The organism is Streptomyces sp. NPDC057617 (genome assembly GCF_042800555.1).
Classification (GTDB): Bacteria; Actinomycetota; Actinomycetes; order Streptomycetales; family Streptomycetaceae; genus Streptomyces.
Window position 1 is genome coordinate 895,103 of sequence record NZ_JBHVGV010000001.1, and the last position, 14,457, is coordinate 909,559.

Sequence of the window (14,457 nt, forward strand, 5' to 3'; positions counted from 1 at the left end):
ACGGCGACTGCGGTCATATGGGAATAGTGATCATCTCTTTCGTACGACGACAAAGTCCGCAAGCGCGATGAGCTGCGCCCTTACCCTGGCCGGCATTTCGACGCCATCGAGGGCCTCGATGGCGACGGCGTGCTGCCTGCGGGCCTCCTGCGAGGTCCACTCCCGGCCGCCCGCCTCCTCGATCAACGCGGCCCGGGTGGCGAACTCTTCCTCGGAAAAGGTCTCGAAATCATTGCTTTTGGCGTCGGCGGCGAGCAGTTGGCCGAGCCGCGCGGAGGCGGGACCGCCCGCGGCGAGCGCGGCGACGACCGGCAGGGACTTCTTGCGCTGGCGCAGATCGCTCCAGGTCTGCTTGCCGGTGGCCTCGGGGTCGCCCCAGATGCCCAGCAGGTCGTCCACGGCCTGGAAGGCGAGGCCGAGATGGTGCCCGTACGCCTCCAGCGTGTCGGCCGTACGGTCGTCGGCGCCGCCGAGGACCGCGCCGATGGAGACGGCGCAGGCCAGCAGGGCGCCGGTCTTGTTGCCCTCCATCTCCAGGCACTCCTCGACGGTGACCCGCTCGCGGTGTTCGTACGAGATGTCCTGCGCCTGACCGTCGATCAGCTTGCGGGTGGCGGTGGTCAGCCGGCGGGTGGCGCGGCCCGCCTCGGGGGTGCCGATCTCCAGCAGTACCTCGTTGGCGAGCGCGAAGAGGGCGTCGCCGACGAGGATCGCCTGCGCGGGGCCGTGCACCTTCCATACGGTGTCGCGGTGGCGGCGCTGCTCGTCGCCGTCCATCAGATCGTCGTGCAGCAGCGAGAAGTTGTGCACCAGCTCGACCGCGACCGCGCCGGGGATGCCCGTCTCGGGCGCGGCGCCCGCCGCTTCCGCGGAGAGCAGCGCGAGCGCCGGGCGCACCGCCTTGCCTCCGTCGCCGTCGGCGGGCCGGCCCTCGGCGTCGATCCAGCCGAAGTGGTAGGCGGCGACGGTGTCCATCGGCGCGGCGAGCCGGCCGACCGCGGCCCGCAGTACCGGGGCGGACAGGGCGCGCCCCCGCTCCAGCAGCGCGTAGACGTCCGCGGTGTCGACAGCCGGATTCACCGGGGGGACGGTCGGCACGGTCTCTCCTCTTGTTCCAGTACTCGTTGTTCCCGTACTCGTAGGTGCGGTACCCGATCTCATGCCGCCTCCTGCAAGGGGTGTTCATGCCGTCGGCCGAGCTGGGCGAGGGCGGCGGCCGCGGCGCTGAAGCCGCTCCGTACCGCACCCTCCATCGTCGCGGGCCAGCCGGTGGCGGTCCACGCGCCGGCCAGGAAGAGCCCGGGCGCACGGGTACGGGCGGCGGGACGCAGCCGGCCCACGCCGGGCGCGGGCGCGAAGGTCGCCGTCCGCTCCCGGGTGACGAAGAAGTCGCGTACCTCCGCGCCGCGGGTCGCGGGCAGAAGGCGCTCCAGCTCGGGGAGATACCGCGCGCGCAGTTCCTGGACGGGCGTGTCGATCTCGTCGGCGGCCGCCGACTGGGAGAGCGCCAGATACTGGCCGTCGCCCAGACCGGAGGCCTCGGTGCGGTCGAAGACCCACTGGACGGGGCTGCCCAGCGCGGCGAAGAAGGGGCGGCGCAGCACTCTGCGGTCGTACACGACATGGATGTTGAGGATCGGCGCGGTACCGATGTCGAGCAGCCGGTCGGGGTCGTCGAGCGCTCCCGGCGGCAGCAGGCCATGGGCCTCGCGCTGCGGTACGGCGAGGACGACCGCGTCCGCGTCGAGCCGCTCGCCGCCCGTGTCGACCTGCCAGCCGCCGCCTTCGGTACGGGTCACCGCGCCGACGCGGGCGCGCAGTTCGGTCCGTACGCCCGCGGAGTCGAGGGCCTTGCGGGCGAGCGTGTCGTGCAGGTCGCCGAGCGGGACGCGCGCCCAGCCGATGTCGGCGGCGCCGGGCTCGGAGAGCAGTCCGGTCTTGAAGACCATCGCGGCCAGGCCCATGGAGGCGTGCGGCGCGGCGGCGTTGAGGGTCGCCACGCCGACGAGGTCCCAGAGGGCTTCGATGGTGCGGTCCGACTGGCCGTGCCGACCCAGCCAGGTGGCGAAGTCGATGCCGTCCAGGGCGGGGTCGGCCGGGTCGAGCCGCCGCAGGGCGAGCGCCGCGCGCCCGACGGAGGCGCGCTCGGCGAGCGACAGATGCGGGTACGTCGCGAGCCCGGCGGCCAGATGCAGCGGTACGGGCAGGCCGTTGCGGCGCAGCCGTCCGAGCCGCGGGCCGCGCGGTCCGGCGGCGTCCAGTACGGGTACGTCGAGCCGGTCCTGGACCGGTGCGAGGGCGGCGCCGTCGACCCGGTCGAGAAACCACTGGTAGGCGGTGCAGCAGCGCAGATACACATGCTGGCCGTTGTCGACGGTGAGGTCGCCGCGGCGGAAGGAGAAGGCGAGACCGCCGAGCCGCGGACGCCCTTCGAGGAGCGTCACCCGCACTCCGGCGTCGGCGAGCTGGAGCGCCGCGGTGATTCCGGCGAGCCCCGCGCCGACCACTACGGCGTGCCGTGGCGGTGAGCCGTCCGCTGTCGTCATGCGTGTCCCCCTCCGGCCGTCGCAGTCAGGGACGCGCCGGACCGGCGCCGGGTTGCGAGAGCCTCGTACGGATGTGCGCCGAAGGGGCCGAGTCGGGCGATATGCCGCATCAGCCACGCCTCCTGACGCCCTGCCGGGAGACATTCCGGGCATCGAGCCCCGAGAGTCCGCGCACCGCGACATACGCCTTCTCGTGCCCCGGCAGCGAGACCCGGCCGCGCAGCACGGCCTCGGGGTCGCGCTCGATCCGGTCGAGCAGCCTGCGGTAGATACCGGCCATGGCCGCGACACAGGCGCCGCTGCGCCGGTCGAGCAGGGGCAGCAGCCGGTAGCCCTCGGCGAACAGGGCACGGGCGCGGCGGACCTCGAAGTGCACCAGACCGGTGAAGTCCGAGCCGGCGGGCGGGGTGGCGCTGTGGAAACCGGCGGAGCAGCCGAACTTGGCGAGGTCGTCGGAGGGCAGGTACGTACGGCCGTTGCCCGCGTCCTCCCGTACATCGCGGAGGATGTTCGTCAACTGGAGGGCGAGGCCCAGCGTGTCGGCGTACTCGGCGGCGCGCTCGGCGCCCGGCGCGCCGGGCGCGGAGCCGAACACGCCGAGGGAGACCCTGCCGATGGCACCCGCGACACACCGGCAGTAGACCTTGAGATCGTCCCAGGTCTCGTAGGTGTCGCCCCGTACGTCCATCAGCACGCCGTCGATCAGTTCGTCGAGCCCGCCGAGCGGCACCGGGAAGCGGCGCGCCGCGTCAGCGACGGCGACCGCGACCGGGTCGGTGTCGTCCTCGGCCACCTCGCCCGCCCTGACTCTGTCCAGAAGGGCGCGGGTCTCTTCGAGCCGTCTCTGCTTGGCCTCGGGCGCGAGTGTGCCGTCGCCGATGTCGTCCACCCGGCGGGCGAACGCGTACAGCGCCGACATGGCCTGCCGCTTCTCGGCCGGCAGCAGTCTGATGCCGTACGCGAAGTTGCGGGCCTGCTGCCCGGTGACCGCCTCGCAGTAGCTGTAGGCCGCCTGTACCGGCGCGGACGCGGGTGTCTGTCCCTCCACGTTCCGGCTCACCCCTCTCTGTGCGCTCTTCGCAAGACAGCTCCCACTTCGCGCAGCAGACGCGGCTTGGTGGGTCTGGGCGGTCCGGGGAGCACATCGTGCCCGGCGGCCGCGATCGAAGCGAGGGCGGCGCGCCCTCCTGCCACAAACCCGGCGAGCAGCAGCCGGAGTCTGCCGTGGACGCTACCCACCAGCGGGGGGCCTTCATTCAGCAGCAGCCGCGCGCGTTCGGCTTCGTACGCGACGAGTGAGCGCACAGAGGCGTTGGCGGTGGCGGCGGCCAGATCCGCCTCGGTGACACGGAAGCGCTTCATGTCCTCGGCGGGCAGATAGATCCGGTCGCGGCGCAGGTCCTCGGCCACGTCCTGGAGGTGTTCGACGATCTGGAGCGCCGTGCAGACGGCGTCGGAGCGGCGGATCCGCTCGGGGTCCGCGGTGCCGGTGATCTGCAGGACGAGGCGGCCGACGGGGTTGGCGGACAGCTCGCAGTAGGCGAGGAGGTCGTCGTACGTCTCGTAGCGCCGCACCAACTGGTCCTGGCGGTTGGCTCCGACGAGTCCGAGGAACGGCTCGGGGGTGAGCGAGCGGCGCCGTACGGCCGGGATCAGCCCGCGCAGCAGCGGGTGGCCGGGGCGCGGTCCCTCGGGTTCGAAGACCCGCCGCAGATCGGCTTCGAACGCGTCGAGGAGGGCGAGCCGGTCGTCGGCGTGCTCGGGGGCGACGCCGAGACGGCGGGCGTCGGCGCCGCCGGGGGCGAGATCGCCGTCACCGATGTCGTCGACGAGACGGGCGAATCCGTAGACGGCCATCAGATCGTCGCGCCAGGCGCGCGGCAGAAAGAAAGGGGCTACCGGAAAGTTCTCGTCCGCGGCTTTGTCGAGTGTGGTGCGCGAGGCGGCATCGGGGCGCGCCCGGGGAGTGCCCATCACTGCCGGCTGCCCGGCACGGGGACGGCGGAACCCTCGCGGAGCTGGAGATTTCCCGTCATTGCCGTCACATCTCCCGTTCTACACTGCTGACCCAATACATCCCTTTTCGGACACGCCGCCCGTCCTTCCGAGTAAAGAAGGCCGCCGCCTTCGCAGACGAGGTACTCAGGGGGTATCACCCCACTTGCCGCGAATCAGCACCAGCACAGCTTACGTTGTACAACTAAGAGCATCCCTCCGGGGTATTGCGCGCATTACAAAAGCGCTGCAATGACGGCCAACCTTCCCCGCGCGCCCGGGACTTGACCATTCCTTGACGATCAGTGACCGAATACCGGCGGCGGAAAGCGAACGGTCCGGGCGCCGAAGGCCCCCGTCCGGAGCGATCCGGCGGGGGCCTCGGAGGCTACTTGCCCGTCTCCTTCTCATACGCCTTGATGACCTCGTCGGTCGGGCCGTCCATCAGGAGTTCGCCCTTCTCCAGCCAGAGAACGCGGTCACAGGTGTCCCGGATCGACTTGTTGCTGTGGCTGACGAGGAAGACCGTGCCGGCCTCCTTGCGCAGTTCGCGAATCCGCTGCTCGGAGCGGATCTGGAACTTGCGGTCGCCGGTGGCCAGCGCCTCGTCGATCATCAGGACGTCGTGGTCCTTGGCGGCGGCGATGGAGAACCGGAGCCTGGCGGCCATGCCCGAGGAGTAGGTGCGCATCGGGAGCGTGATGAAGTCGCCCTTCTCGTTGATGCCGGAGAAGTCGACGATGCCCTGGTACCGGTCCTTGATCTGCTCGCGGGTCATGCCCATCGCCAGCCCGCCGAGGATCACATTGCGCTCGCCGGTCAGATCGTTCATCAGCGCCGCGTTCACCCCGAGCAGCGAGGGCTGGCCGTCGGTGTAGACCTTGCCGCTCTCGGTGGGCAGCAGCCCCGCGATCGCCCGCAGCAGCGTCGACTTGCCCGATCCGTTGGTGCCGATCAGACCGATCGCCTCGCCGCGGTACGCCGTGAAGGAGACGCCCCGTACGGCATGGACCTTACGGACTCCGCGCGCCTCGCCCTTGCCGCGGCGGAGTATCCGGCTGAGCGCCGCGGTGGCGCTTCCCTTCCCGCCGCCCCCGCCGTTGACCCGGTACACGATGTGCACCTCGTCGGCGATGACGGTGGGGATGCGGCCCTGCCTGTTGCCGTTGATGTCGTTGATGCCGGTGTTGTCGTCAGCCACGCCCGTACCGTTCCTCAGCCTTCCAGAAGTACACGAAGCCGACGACACCCAGCAGTACGGCCCACACCAGAGCGGCGAACCAGACATGCGCGGGCAGGTTCGACGAGCCGTAACCGTCGATCAGCGCGTACCTCACGAGGTCCATGTAGATGGCGGCGGGGTTGTACTGGAGGACGTCCGCGATCCAGGCCGGCCGGTCCTTGAGCATCACCGGGATGGAGAACATCACGCCCGAGGCGTACATCCACGTACGCATCACGAACGGCATGAGCTGCGCCAGGTCCGGGGTCTTGCTGCCGAGCCTCGCCATGATCAGGGCCAGCCCGGTGTTGAAGACGAACTGGAGCGCCAGCGCGGGCACCACGAGCAGCCAGCTGAGCCGCGGATAGCTGCCGAAGGCAACGGCCACGGCGACCAGCACGACCATCGAGTACAGAAGCTGCTGGAGCTGCTGGAGCGAGAAGGAGATCGGCAGCGAGGCCCGGGGGAAGTGCAGAGCCCGTACCAGCCCCAGATTGCCGGAGATCGCGCGGACCCCGGCCATCACCGAACTCTGGGTGAAGGTAAAGACGAAGACCCCGGTGACCAGGAACGGGACGAAGACCTCCTGGGGGATGCCCTTCCTGGTGCCCAGGATCAGACCGAAGATCAGGTAGTACACCAGGGCATTGAGCAGGGGCGTCGCCACCTGCCAGAGCTGGCCCAGCTTGGCCTGGCTGTACTGGGCCGTGAGCTTCGCCGAGGAGAAGGCCAGGATGAAGTGGCGCCGGCCCCAGAGCTGCCGCACATACTCGGCCAGTCCCGGCCGGGCGCCGCTCACGGACAGGCCGTACTTCGCGGCGAGCTCCGCCGGGGTCAGACCGTCGTCGGACGACGGCGGGGCGCTCACGGCGATCGCGCCCTCTTGGGTTGTGTCACTCACAAGTTGAAACTTTCGTCTTCAAGATGCGCAGCCGGACGGGCACCGGCACGGACGGCCAGGCCCCGGAAGCAGGTCGTAGCCCCGATGCTCTCAGATCCGAAGCTTGTCAGATGACGGGCGGTCGGCCCAGCCGGGTCAGCCGCCACACCGTACGCCACTTCATGGGGCGGCGCGGTCCGCACGGGGTGGCCCAGCCTTCCCGGAACCCCCCGAGCCAGGCCCTCAGCGCGGGCAGCGAGGGGCGCCGTACGAGGGTGAGCAGCAGCCACACCCCGAGATAGAGCGGTACGAACGGCGCGGGCAGATTCCGGCGGGCGAGCCAGACCCGGTTACGGGCCACCATACGGTGGTAGGCCGCGTGCCGGGACGGCGCGGTCGCGGGATGGCTGAGCACCATGTCCGCGCGGTAGTCGATCATCCAGCCCGCGTCCAGGGCCCGCCAGGCGAGATCGGTCTCCTCATGGGCGTAGAAGAAACCGCCGGGCAGCGGGCCGACCTCGGCCAGGACCCTGGTCCGTACGGCATTGGCGCCGCCGAGGAAGGTCGTCACCCGGGACGACCGCAGCGGATCGGAGGCGCGCAGCCGCGGGACATGGCGGCGCTGGCTCAGACCGGTCTCCGGGTCGGCGATCCGGAAACTGACGATCCCGAGCACCGGATCGGCCGCGAAGGCCTCGCGGATCAGCTCGGCCGTACCGGGGTCCGGGAGCCGGCCGTCGTCGTCGAGGAAGAGCAGGACGTCGACCGCGGAGCCGGCGGGCCCGAAGGCCTCGATACCGACATTGCGGCCGCCCGGGATGCCCAGGTTCTCGGGCAGCTCGACGGTCCGTACCCCGGCGGGAACGTCGCCCACCGGGGCGCCGTTCCCGACCACGACGATCTCGACCGGGTCGCCCTCCTGGCCCGCGACCGAGTCCAGCAGCGCACGCAGCTCGGCGGGGCGGTCACCCATCGTGATGATCACCGCGCCGAGCCGCATATCGCTCACCTCAGCCTGCTCGACGCCAGGATGGAGACCAGATGCAGCAGGGTCTGCACCACGGCGATACCGGCCAGGACCGCGATGCCGAGCCGGGTGAAGAACAGATCGCCGCGGGCCGTGTCGAGGACGGCAACGACCAGGATGAAGAGACTGGCCTCGATTCCCCCGACGAGCCGGTGGAACTTGAGCATGGCCGCGGCCCTGCGGGCGAGGGCCAGACCGGAGGAGCGCGGTACGGACGCCTCGTCCTTGACGGCGGGCAGTCCGCTGCGCTGCCTTGCCACATCGACCAGGTCGGTCTCGGCCTTGATCAGGATCGCGCCGAGCGCGGCGAGCGTGCCGAGGAAGGCCCACAGCCAGTCGGTGGCCGTGCCGTTCTGGTGGAAGACGTCCGCGCCGCGTACACCGAAGCCGATCAGGAGGGCGGCCTCGCAGAGGTAGTGGCCGACCCGGTCCAGATAGACACCGGTGATGGAGGTCTGCTTGCGCCAGCGGGCCACCTCGCCGTCGACGCAGTCGAGCAGCAGATAGATCTGGAACAGGACCGCCGCGAGGATCGCGCCGGTGAGCCCGGGCAGCAGCAGCGCGGCGCCGCCGAGGACCCCCACGACCACCATGAGGTACGTGAGCTGGTTGGGCGTTATCCGGGTGTTCACCAGGTACGGGTCGATGTGCAGCGAGATCTCCCGCATGTACAGGCGCCCGGCCCAGTGCTCTCCGCTGCGCCGGTCCTTCACACCCTCCGGGTGCACGACCGGGCGGAGTTCAGCTACTGATGGTCTTGGCATAGTCGGCGTACGCGTCCCTGATCTGGTCGGTGGACAGGTCGAGGTGTTCGAGGATGGTGAAACGGCCGGGGCGGGTCTGCGGGGCGTAGGCGACGGCCTGGACGAACTCCTCGGCGGAGAAGCCGATCTCGTCGGGCAGCACGGGCAGCCCGTGCCGGTGCAGCACCTCGGTGAAGAGCTGTGACTCCTCGTGGGCGCCGCGCAGATGCATGGCGAAGGCGGCGCCGAGGCCGACCTGCTCGCCGTGCAGGGCGCAGCGCCTGGGGTGGAGCAGGTCGAAGGCGTGGCTGATCTCGTGGCAGGCGCCGGAGGAGGGGCGGGTGTCGCCGCTGATGGACATGGCGATGCCGGTGAGGACCAGTGCCTCGGCGAGTACGGTGAGGAACTCGTCGTCGCCGGCGCCGCCGGGGTGGCGCAGGACGGCTTCGCCCGCGGTACGGGCCATGGCGGCGGCGAGACCGTCGACCGGCTCGCCGTTGATGCCGTGCGACAGCTCCCAGTCGGCGATGGCGGAGATGTTGGAGACGGCGTCGCCGATGCCGGAGCGGATGAACCGGATCGGGGCGTCGCGGATGACATCGAGGTCGACGACGATCGCGATGGGGGTGGGGACGCCGTAGGAGCCGCGGCCGTTGTCGTTGTCCAGGGTGGAGACCGGGGAGCAGATCCCGTCGTGCGCGAGGTTGGTCGCGACGGCGACCATGGGCAGGCCCACCCGGGCCGCCGCGTACTTCGCCACGTCGATGATCTTGCCGCCGCCGAGGCCGACCACCGCGTCGTACCGCTTGCCCTTGATGCCGTCGGCGAGCCGGACCGCGGAGTCGATGGTGCCGTTGGCCACCTGGTACCAGTCGGCGTCGGGCAGGACCGGCTCCAGGCGGGTCCGCAGGGCCTGTCCGGATCCGCCGCTGACCGCGATGGCGACCCGGCCCGAGCTGGAGATCCGCTGGTCGGCGAGGAGACCGGCGAGATCGCCGAGGGCGCCGGGGCTGATGTCTACGACGACCGGGGAGGGGATGAGCCGGGTCAGTACTGGCACGCGATCTCACGGCCCTTCGCGAGGTCGTCGTGGTTGTCGATCTCGACCCAGGGGATGTCGCCGATGGGGGCCACGTCGAGGGTGAAGCCGCGGTTGACCAGCTCCTGGTAGCCGTCCTCGTAGTAGAGGTCGGGGTCGCGTTCGAAGGTGGTGCGCAGGGCGTCGGCGAGATCGGCGGCGGCGGCGGACTCGATGAGGGTGACGCCGATGTACTCGCCGGTGGCGGTGGCCGGGTCCATCAGCTTGGTAATCCGGCGTACGCCCTTGGCGCCGTCCGTGACGACCTTCATCTCCTCGTCGGCGAGACGTTTGACCGTGTCGAGGGCGAGGATAATGCGCCGGTCCTCGCCGCGGGCGGCGAGCAGGGTCTTCTCCACGGAGACGGGGTGCACGGTGTCGCCGTTGGCGAGGATCACCCCCTGTGTGAGGACATCGCGGGCGCACCAGAGGGAGTAGGCGTTGTTCCACTCCTCGGCCTTGTCGTTGTCGACGAGGGTGAGCTTCAGACCGTACCGCCGCTCCAGTTCGGCCCGGCGTTCGTAGACGGCCTCCTTGCGGTAGCCGACGACGACGGCGGCCTCGGTCAGGCCGATCTCGGCGAAGTTGCCCAGGGTGAGGTCGAGGACCGTGGTGGTTCCCTCGCCGGCGGGGTCGACGGGCACGAGGGCCTTCGGAAGCGTGTCGGTGTAGGGGCGCAGACGCCGTCCGGCACCGGCGGCCAGTACGAGGCCGATCATGCGGGTTCTCCTTCGTCGTGTACGGCGGGGGCGCCGGAGGACACCCAGAACCGGATGGACTCCGCGAGTACGACCAGCGCGACGGCGGCGGCGAGCGCCGCCAGGGCCAGGGGAAAGTCGAACTGCCGGGTCACGAGGACGGCGGCGAGCGCGGTCACCGCCAGGGTGCGGCCCTCGTGCCCGCCGGTCGCGCGGACGAGCCATCGGGGCGGTGCGCCGCTGCCGCCGCGGATGCGGTACACCGTGTCGTAGTGATGGTAGGCGACAGCCGCAACCAGCCCGAAAGCCGCTGGCAAGGCTCCGTTCACCTCGGAGCGGGCGGCGAGCACCAGGACGGTGCCGTACTCGGCCGCCCGGAACACCGGCGGTACGAGCCAGTCGAGCGCGCCGGTGAGCGGGCGGGCGACGGCGAGGCCCGAGGTCAGGACGTACACCAGGGCCGCGACGACCGGCCAGGGGCCGTCGAGGGGCGCGAGGGAGGCGGTGGCGACGACCACCGCGCCGCCGGCGAGGGCGGCCAGGAACGGCAGCAGACCGGGAAGCGCGCGGGCCGGGCGGCGCAGCAGCGCGGCGACTCCCTCGGCGAGCGGTCCGGAGTCGGCGAGGTCGGTGAGGGCTCGCGCGGCCCGTTCGGTACGGACGGCCTTGCGGGTCACCGAGCGCAGGACGCGGCCCGCGGTGGTGTAGCAGGCGGCGAAGGCGCAGCCGATCAGGAGTGCGTAGAAGACGGTCCGCGGGGTGGTCAGGGCGGTCAGTACGGCGATCATCGCCCAGCGCTCGCCGATGGGCAGCACGATCATCCGGCGCGCCCAGACCGTCCAGCCGACGCTGTCGAGCCTGGTGGAGAGGGCGGCGGTGGGGGTGCCCGTCACGGCCTTGCCGCCGGGGGCGGCAGCGGTCGCATCGGCGTTGGCCTCGTTGAAGGCGAAGTCGACAACATGGCGGCAGGTCTGCAGCACCATCGCGGCCAGCGCGAGCGCCCATACGTCGTCACCGCCCCGGGCTGCGCCCAGTGCCAGGCCCGCGTAGTACGCGTACTCCTTGGCGCGGTCGAAGGTCGCGTCCAGCCAGGCGCCGAGCGTGGAGTACTGGAGCGAGTAGCGGGCGAGCTGGCCGTCGGTGCAGTCCAGGACGAAGGACAGGAGCAGCAGGACACCGGCGGCGACGAAGCCGCCCCGGGTGCCGGTCGCCGCGCAGGCGGCGGCGATCAGGGCGGTGAGCAGGGAGGCGGTGGTGACCTGGTTCGGGGTCAGACCGCGGCGGGCGCACCAGCGGGCGAGATGGCGGGAGTACGGGCTGACGCAGAAGGTGGTGAAGAAGCCGTCGCGCGCCTTGACGGCGGAGCGCAGCCGTACGGCCTCGTCGTCGACGGCGGCGAGAGCGCTCTCAGCCTCTTCCCTGGCGGCGGTGTCCACCGGTACGACGGCGACGAGCGAGCCCAGGTCGGGGCGGTGTACGCCAGGGCCCTGGGCGTCGAACGCGGCGGCGACCCGGTCGGCGAAGGGGGCGCTCGACACGGTGACGGTGGTGGAGGCGGTGGAAGTGGCGGCGGTCCGGTGCGGCCCGGGCGCGCTTCCCGTCACCGTGGAAGCGCTCTCAGCGACGACGGCCATGGCGCGCAGCAGCGCGGCACGGGCCCCGGGCTGCGCGGTGAGCGCCCCGGGTACGGCGGCGGCGGGGAAGCGCGGGTCGGTGAGGGCCAGCCGCAGGGCATGGACATGCCCGACGAAACGGGTGTCGACGAGGGCGACCCGCTCGGCGGCGGGGGCCGAGGCGAGAAGGCTCCGGGCCTCCTCGGCGCCCGGCGCGGTCCGTACGTCGTAACCCAGCGACCTCAGATGGCCTTCGAGCGGCGATCCGGGGACCGGGGGGCCGGTGAGGATGGCGGTCGGCAGACGAACTCACTCCTTGGCGCTGACAGGGCTCGGTGCGCGGCGACGGGACGACGGGACCCGGTTGCGGGTCGGCGGCGCATCGGCAAAGAGGCTATCGGATGAACTGAAGGCTGAGTTCACCGCCCGTTTACGCTCCAGTCGCCCAGGTCTGAAATAGGAACGGCCCACGCGTTGATCATCATTGACGATCCGGCGTCCGCCGGACAAACGCGGAGAGGGCCCTCCGGGGCACGCCATAGGGTTGCGTCCATGACGTGGCTGATCACAGGCGGAGCGGGTTATATCGGGGCACATGTGGCGCGGGCGATGGCCGCGGCGGGAGAGCGGGCCGTCGTCCTCGACGATCTCTCGACCGGTGTCCCCGAGCGGATTCCGGCCGGGATTCCGCTGGTGCGGGGCTCCCTGCTGGACCGGGCTGCCGTCGACCGTACGCTCAGGGAGCACGAGGTCACCGGGGTGGTGCATCTCGCGGCGAAGAAGCAGGTCGGGGAGTCGGTCGACCAGCCGCTGCGGTACTACCGGGAGAATCTGCACGGGCTGACGGTGCTGCTGGAGGGCGTGGTCGCCGCCGGGGTGCGGCGCTTCCTCTTCTCGTCCTCGGCGGCCGTGTACGGGGTGCCGGATGTGGAGTTGATCACGGAGCGGACCCCGGCGGTGCCGATCAACCCGTACGGGGAGACCAAGCTCGCGGGCGAGTGGCTCGTACGGGCGACGGGGCGGGCGCACGGGATCGCCACCGGCTGTCTGCGCTACTTCAATGTGGCGGGCGCGGCGGCGCCGGAGCTGGCGGACACCGGAGTGTTCAACATCATCCCGATGTTCTTCGACCGGATCAGCCGGGGCGAGGCGCCGCGGATCTTCGGTGACGACTATCCGACCCCGGACGGCACCTGCATCCGCGACTACATCCATGTCGCGGATCTCGCCGAGGCCCATCTCGCGGCGGCGCGGTGGCTGGCCCGAAGGGAGGGCGGCACGGATCTCACGGCCGACAGGGATCTCGCGGCCGGTGGGGATCTCACGGTCAATATCGGCAGGGGCGAGGGCGTCTCGGTCCGTGAGCTGGCCGCCCTGGTGGCGGAGGTCACCGGCCACCGCACCCCGCCGGTGGTCGAGGCGCGGCGCCCCGGTGACGCGGCGCGGGCCGTCGCCTCGGTCGGGCTGATCGCCGAGAAGCTGGGCTGGACGGCGAGCCGGGGGGTGCACGAGATGGTCGAGTCGGCCTGGGAGGGCTGGCGGCTCCACCATCCGGCCGCATCGGTCGGGTGACCGGTCCGCCGCTCTGACCTGCGATCATTTCCGCAGGTCAGAGCATACGACAACGGTGTTCAGTGCCGGGTTGCCTGATACGCCCCACGCTTAGTTCACTGGCGTGGTCGGCAGATCGCACAGACGACCGGAAGGCGGCCTCATGGGGGCAGGGCACGACCATGGACACGCGCACGGCGGGCCGCCCGGAGGCACCGCGACCGCCGCGTACCGGGGACGGCTGCGCATCGCGCTGTCGATCACCCTGTCCGTGATGGTGGTGGAGATCGCCGGCGGTCTGCTCTCCGGCTCCCTCGCCCTGCTCGCCGACGCCGCCCATATGGCGACGGACGGGGTGGGGCTGGGCATGGCGCTGCTGGCGATCCACTTCGGCGCCCGGCCGGCCGACGAGAACCGTACGTTCGGCTACGCGCGGGCCGAGATCCTTGCCGCGCTGGCCAACTGCGTACTGCTGCTCGGCGTCGGCGGATTCCTGCTCTACGAGGCGATCGAGCGCTTCATCGTGCCGCCCGAGACCCGGGGCGGGCTGACGATCGTCTTCGCGCTCATCGGTATGGCCGCCAATCTGGTCTCGCTCTCCCTGCTGATGCGGGGGCAGAAGGAGAGCCTCAATGTGCGCGGCGCCTATCTGGAGGTCCTGGCGGACACCCTGGGTTCGCTCGCGGTGCTGGTCTCGGCCGGGATCATCCTGGCCACGGGCTGGCAGACCGCCGACCCGATCGCGGGCGTGCTGATCGGGCTCATGATCGTTCCGCGTACGGTGAAGCTGCTCCGGGAGACACTGAATGTGCTGCTGGAGGCCGCGCCCAAGGATGTGGACATGGCCGAGGTACGCGCACATATGCTCGCGCTCCCCGGTGTGGACGACGTACATGACCTGCATATCTGGACAATCACATCCGGTATGCCGGTGCTCTCCGCACATGTGGTGGTGGACCAGGACGCGCTCGATGCGGTGGGCCACGAGAAGATGCTCCATGACCTGCAGGGATGCCTCGGCCACCATTTCGATGTCGAGCACTGCACCTTCCAGCTCGAACCGAGGGGGCACGCGGAGCACGAGGCGAAGCTCTGTCACTGACG

At 70.9% G+C, this 14,457-nt stretch carries 13 protein-coding genes; 2 read left to right on the top strand and 11 right to left on the bottom strand.

Annotation, left to right across the window (positions count from 1 at the left end):
- Nucleotides 1-30: 30 nt before the first annotated feature.
- From ACFU9P_RS03955 to ACFU9P_RS04005, 11 genes are all read right to left on the bottom strand, one after another.
- Nucleotides 31-1,161 (bottom strand): polyprenyl synthetase family protein, encoded by a 1,131-nt coding sequence (locus ACFU9P_RS03955; RefSeq protein WP_376376826.1) that lies wholly within the window; start codon nucleotides 1,159-1,161, stop codon nucleotides 31-33.
- On the bottom strand, nucleotides 1,158-2,546 hold the full coding sequence (hpnE, locus tag ACFU9P_RS03960; RefSeq protein ID WP_384077672.1) for a hydroxysqualene dehydroxylase HpnE: 1,389 nt from the start codon (nucleotides 2,544-2,546) through the stop codon (nucleotides 1,158-1,160). The genes ACFU9P_RS03955 and hpnE overlap by 4 nt, the downstream gene beginning before the upstream one ends.
- Before the next feature lie 109 nt (nucleotides 2,547-2,655).
- Nucleotides 2,656-3,606, bottom strand: coding sequence for a presqualene diphosphate synthase HpnD (gene hpnD, locus ACFU9P_RS03965; protein WP_384077673.1), 951 nt, complete (start codon nucleotides 3,604-3,606; stop codon nucleotides 2,656-2,658).
- Nucleotides 3,603-4,520, bottom strand: a complete 918-nt coding sequence (gene hpnC, locus ACFU9P_RS03970) for a squalene synthase HpnC (protein ID WP_384077674.1) — start codon at nucleotides 4,518-4,520, stop codon at nucleotides 3,603-3,605. The genes hpnD and hpnC overlap by 4 nt, the downstream gene beginning before the upstream one ends.
- A gap of 409 nt (nucleotides 4,521-4,929) precedes the next feature.
- The gene (locus ACFU9P_RS03975) at nucleotides 4,930-5,742 is read right to left on the bottom strand and encodes an ABC transporter ATP-binding protein (RefSeq protein WP_376376834.1); all 813 of its coding nucleotides are present in this window, start codon (nucleotides 5,740-5,742) and stop codon (nucleotides 4,930-4,932) included.
- Nucleotides 5,735-6,664, bottom strand: coding sequence for an ABC transporter permease (locus ACFU9P_RS03980; RefSeq protein ID WP_376376836.1), 930 nt, complete (start codon nucleotides 6,662-6,664; stop codon nucleotides 5,735-5,737). The genes ACFU9P_RS03975 and ACFU9P_RS03980 overlap by 8 nt, the downstream gene beginning before the upstream one ends.
- Before the next feature lie 106 nt (nucleotides 6,665-6,770).
- Nucleotides 6,771-7,643, bottom strand: a complete 873-nt coding sequence (locus ACFU9P_RS03985; RefSeq protein WP_384077918.1) for a glycosyltransferase family 2 protein — start codon at nucleotides 7,641-7,643, stop codon at nucleotides 6,771-6,773.
- 5 nt (nucleotides 7,644-7,648) lie between these two features.
- Nucleotides 7,649-8,434, bottom strand: coding sequence for a CDP-alcohol phosphatidyltransferase family protein (locus ACFU9P_RS03990; protein ID WP_376376838.1), 786 nt, complete (start codon nucleotides 8,432-8,434; stop codon nucleotides 7,649-7,651).
- Nucleotides 8,412-9,473 carry an iron-containing alcohol dehydrogenase family protein gene (locus tag ACFU9P_RS03995; protein ID WP_376376840.1) on the bottom strand — a complete coding sequence of 354 codons (1,062 nt, stop codon included), beginning with the start codon at nucleotides 9,471-9,473 and terminating at the stop codon, nucleotides 8,412-8,414. The genes ACFU9P_RS03990 and ACFU9P_RS03995 overlap by 23 nt, the downstream gene beginning before the upstream one ends.
- The gene (locus ACFU9P_RS04000) at nucleotides 9,461-10,210 is read right to left on the bottom strand and encodes a sugar phosphate nucleotidyltransferase (RefSeq protein WP_376376842.1); all 750 of its coding nucleotides are present in this window, start codon (nucleotides 10,208-10,210) and stop codon (nucleotides 9,461-9,463) included. Before ACFU9P_RS04000 ends, ACFU9P_RS03995 begins: the two co-directional genes overlap by 13 nt.
- Complete coding sequence (locus tag ACFU9P_RS04005) at nucleotides 10,207-12,105, bottom strand: DUF5941 domain-containing protein (protein ID WP_384077919.1); 1,899 nt, start codon at nucleotides 12,103-12,105, stop codon at nucleotides 10,207-10,209. The genes ACFU9P_RS04000 and ACFU9P_RS04005 overlap by 4 nt, the downstream gene beginning before the upstream one ends.
- 249 nt (nucleotides 12,106-12,354) lie before the next feature.
- Between ACFU9P_RS04005 and galE the strand changes: the two genes are divergently transcribed.
- Nucleotides 12,355-13,374, top strand: a complete 1,020-nt coding sequence (gene galE, locus ACFU9P_RS04010) for a UDP-glucose 4-epimerase GalE (RefSeq protein ID WP_384077675.1) — start codon at nucleotides 12,355-12,357, stop codon at nucleotides 13,372-13,374.
- A 142-nt stretch (nucleotides 13,375-13,516) separates the two neighbouring features.
- A complete protein-coding gene (locus ACFU9P_RS04015; protein ID WP_376376846.1) occupies nucleotides 13,517-14,455 on the top strand; it encodes a cation diffusion facilitator family transporter in 939 nt (312 codons plus the stop codon).
- Nucleotides 14,456-14,457: the final 2 nt, after the last annotated feature.

Coding starts and splice junctions, on each gene's coding strand:
- ACFU9P_RS04000 (WP_376376842.1), bottom strand. CDS start 10,210: ATGATCGGCCTCGTACTGGCCGCCGGTGCCGGACGGCGTCTGCGCCCC.
- hpnE (WP_384077672.1), bottom strand. CDS start 2,546: ATGACGACAGCGGACGGCTCACCGCCACGGCACGCCGTAGTGGTCGGC.
- galE (WP_384077675.1), top strand. CDS start 12,355: ATGACGTGGCTGATCACAGGCGGAGCGGGTTATATCGGGGCACATGTG.
- ACFU9P_RS03990 (WP_376376838.1), bottom strand. CDS start 8,434: ATGCCAAGACCATCAGTAGCTGAACTCCGCCCGGTCGTGCACCCGGAG.
- hpnC (WP_384077674.1), bottom strand. CDS start 4,520: ATGGGCACTCCCCGGGCGCGCCCCGATGCCGCCTCGCGCACCACACTC.
- ACFU9P_RS04015 (WP_376376846.1), top strand. CDS start 13,517: ATGGGGGCAGGGCACGACCATGGACACGCGCACGGCGGGCCGCCCGGA.
- ACFU9P_RS03985 (WP_384077918.1), bottom strand. CDS start 7,643: ATGCGGCTCGGCGCGGTGATCATCACGATGGGTGACCGCCCCGCCGAG.
- ACFU9P_RS03955 (WP_376376826.1), bottom strand. CDS start 1,161: ATGAGATCGGGTACCGCACCTACGAGTACGGGAACAACGAGTACTGGA.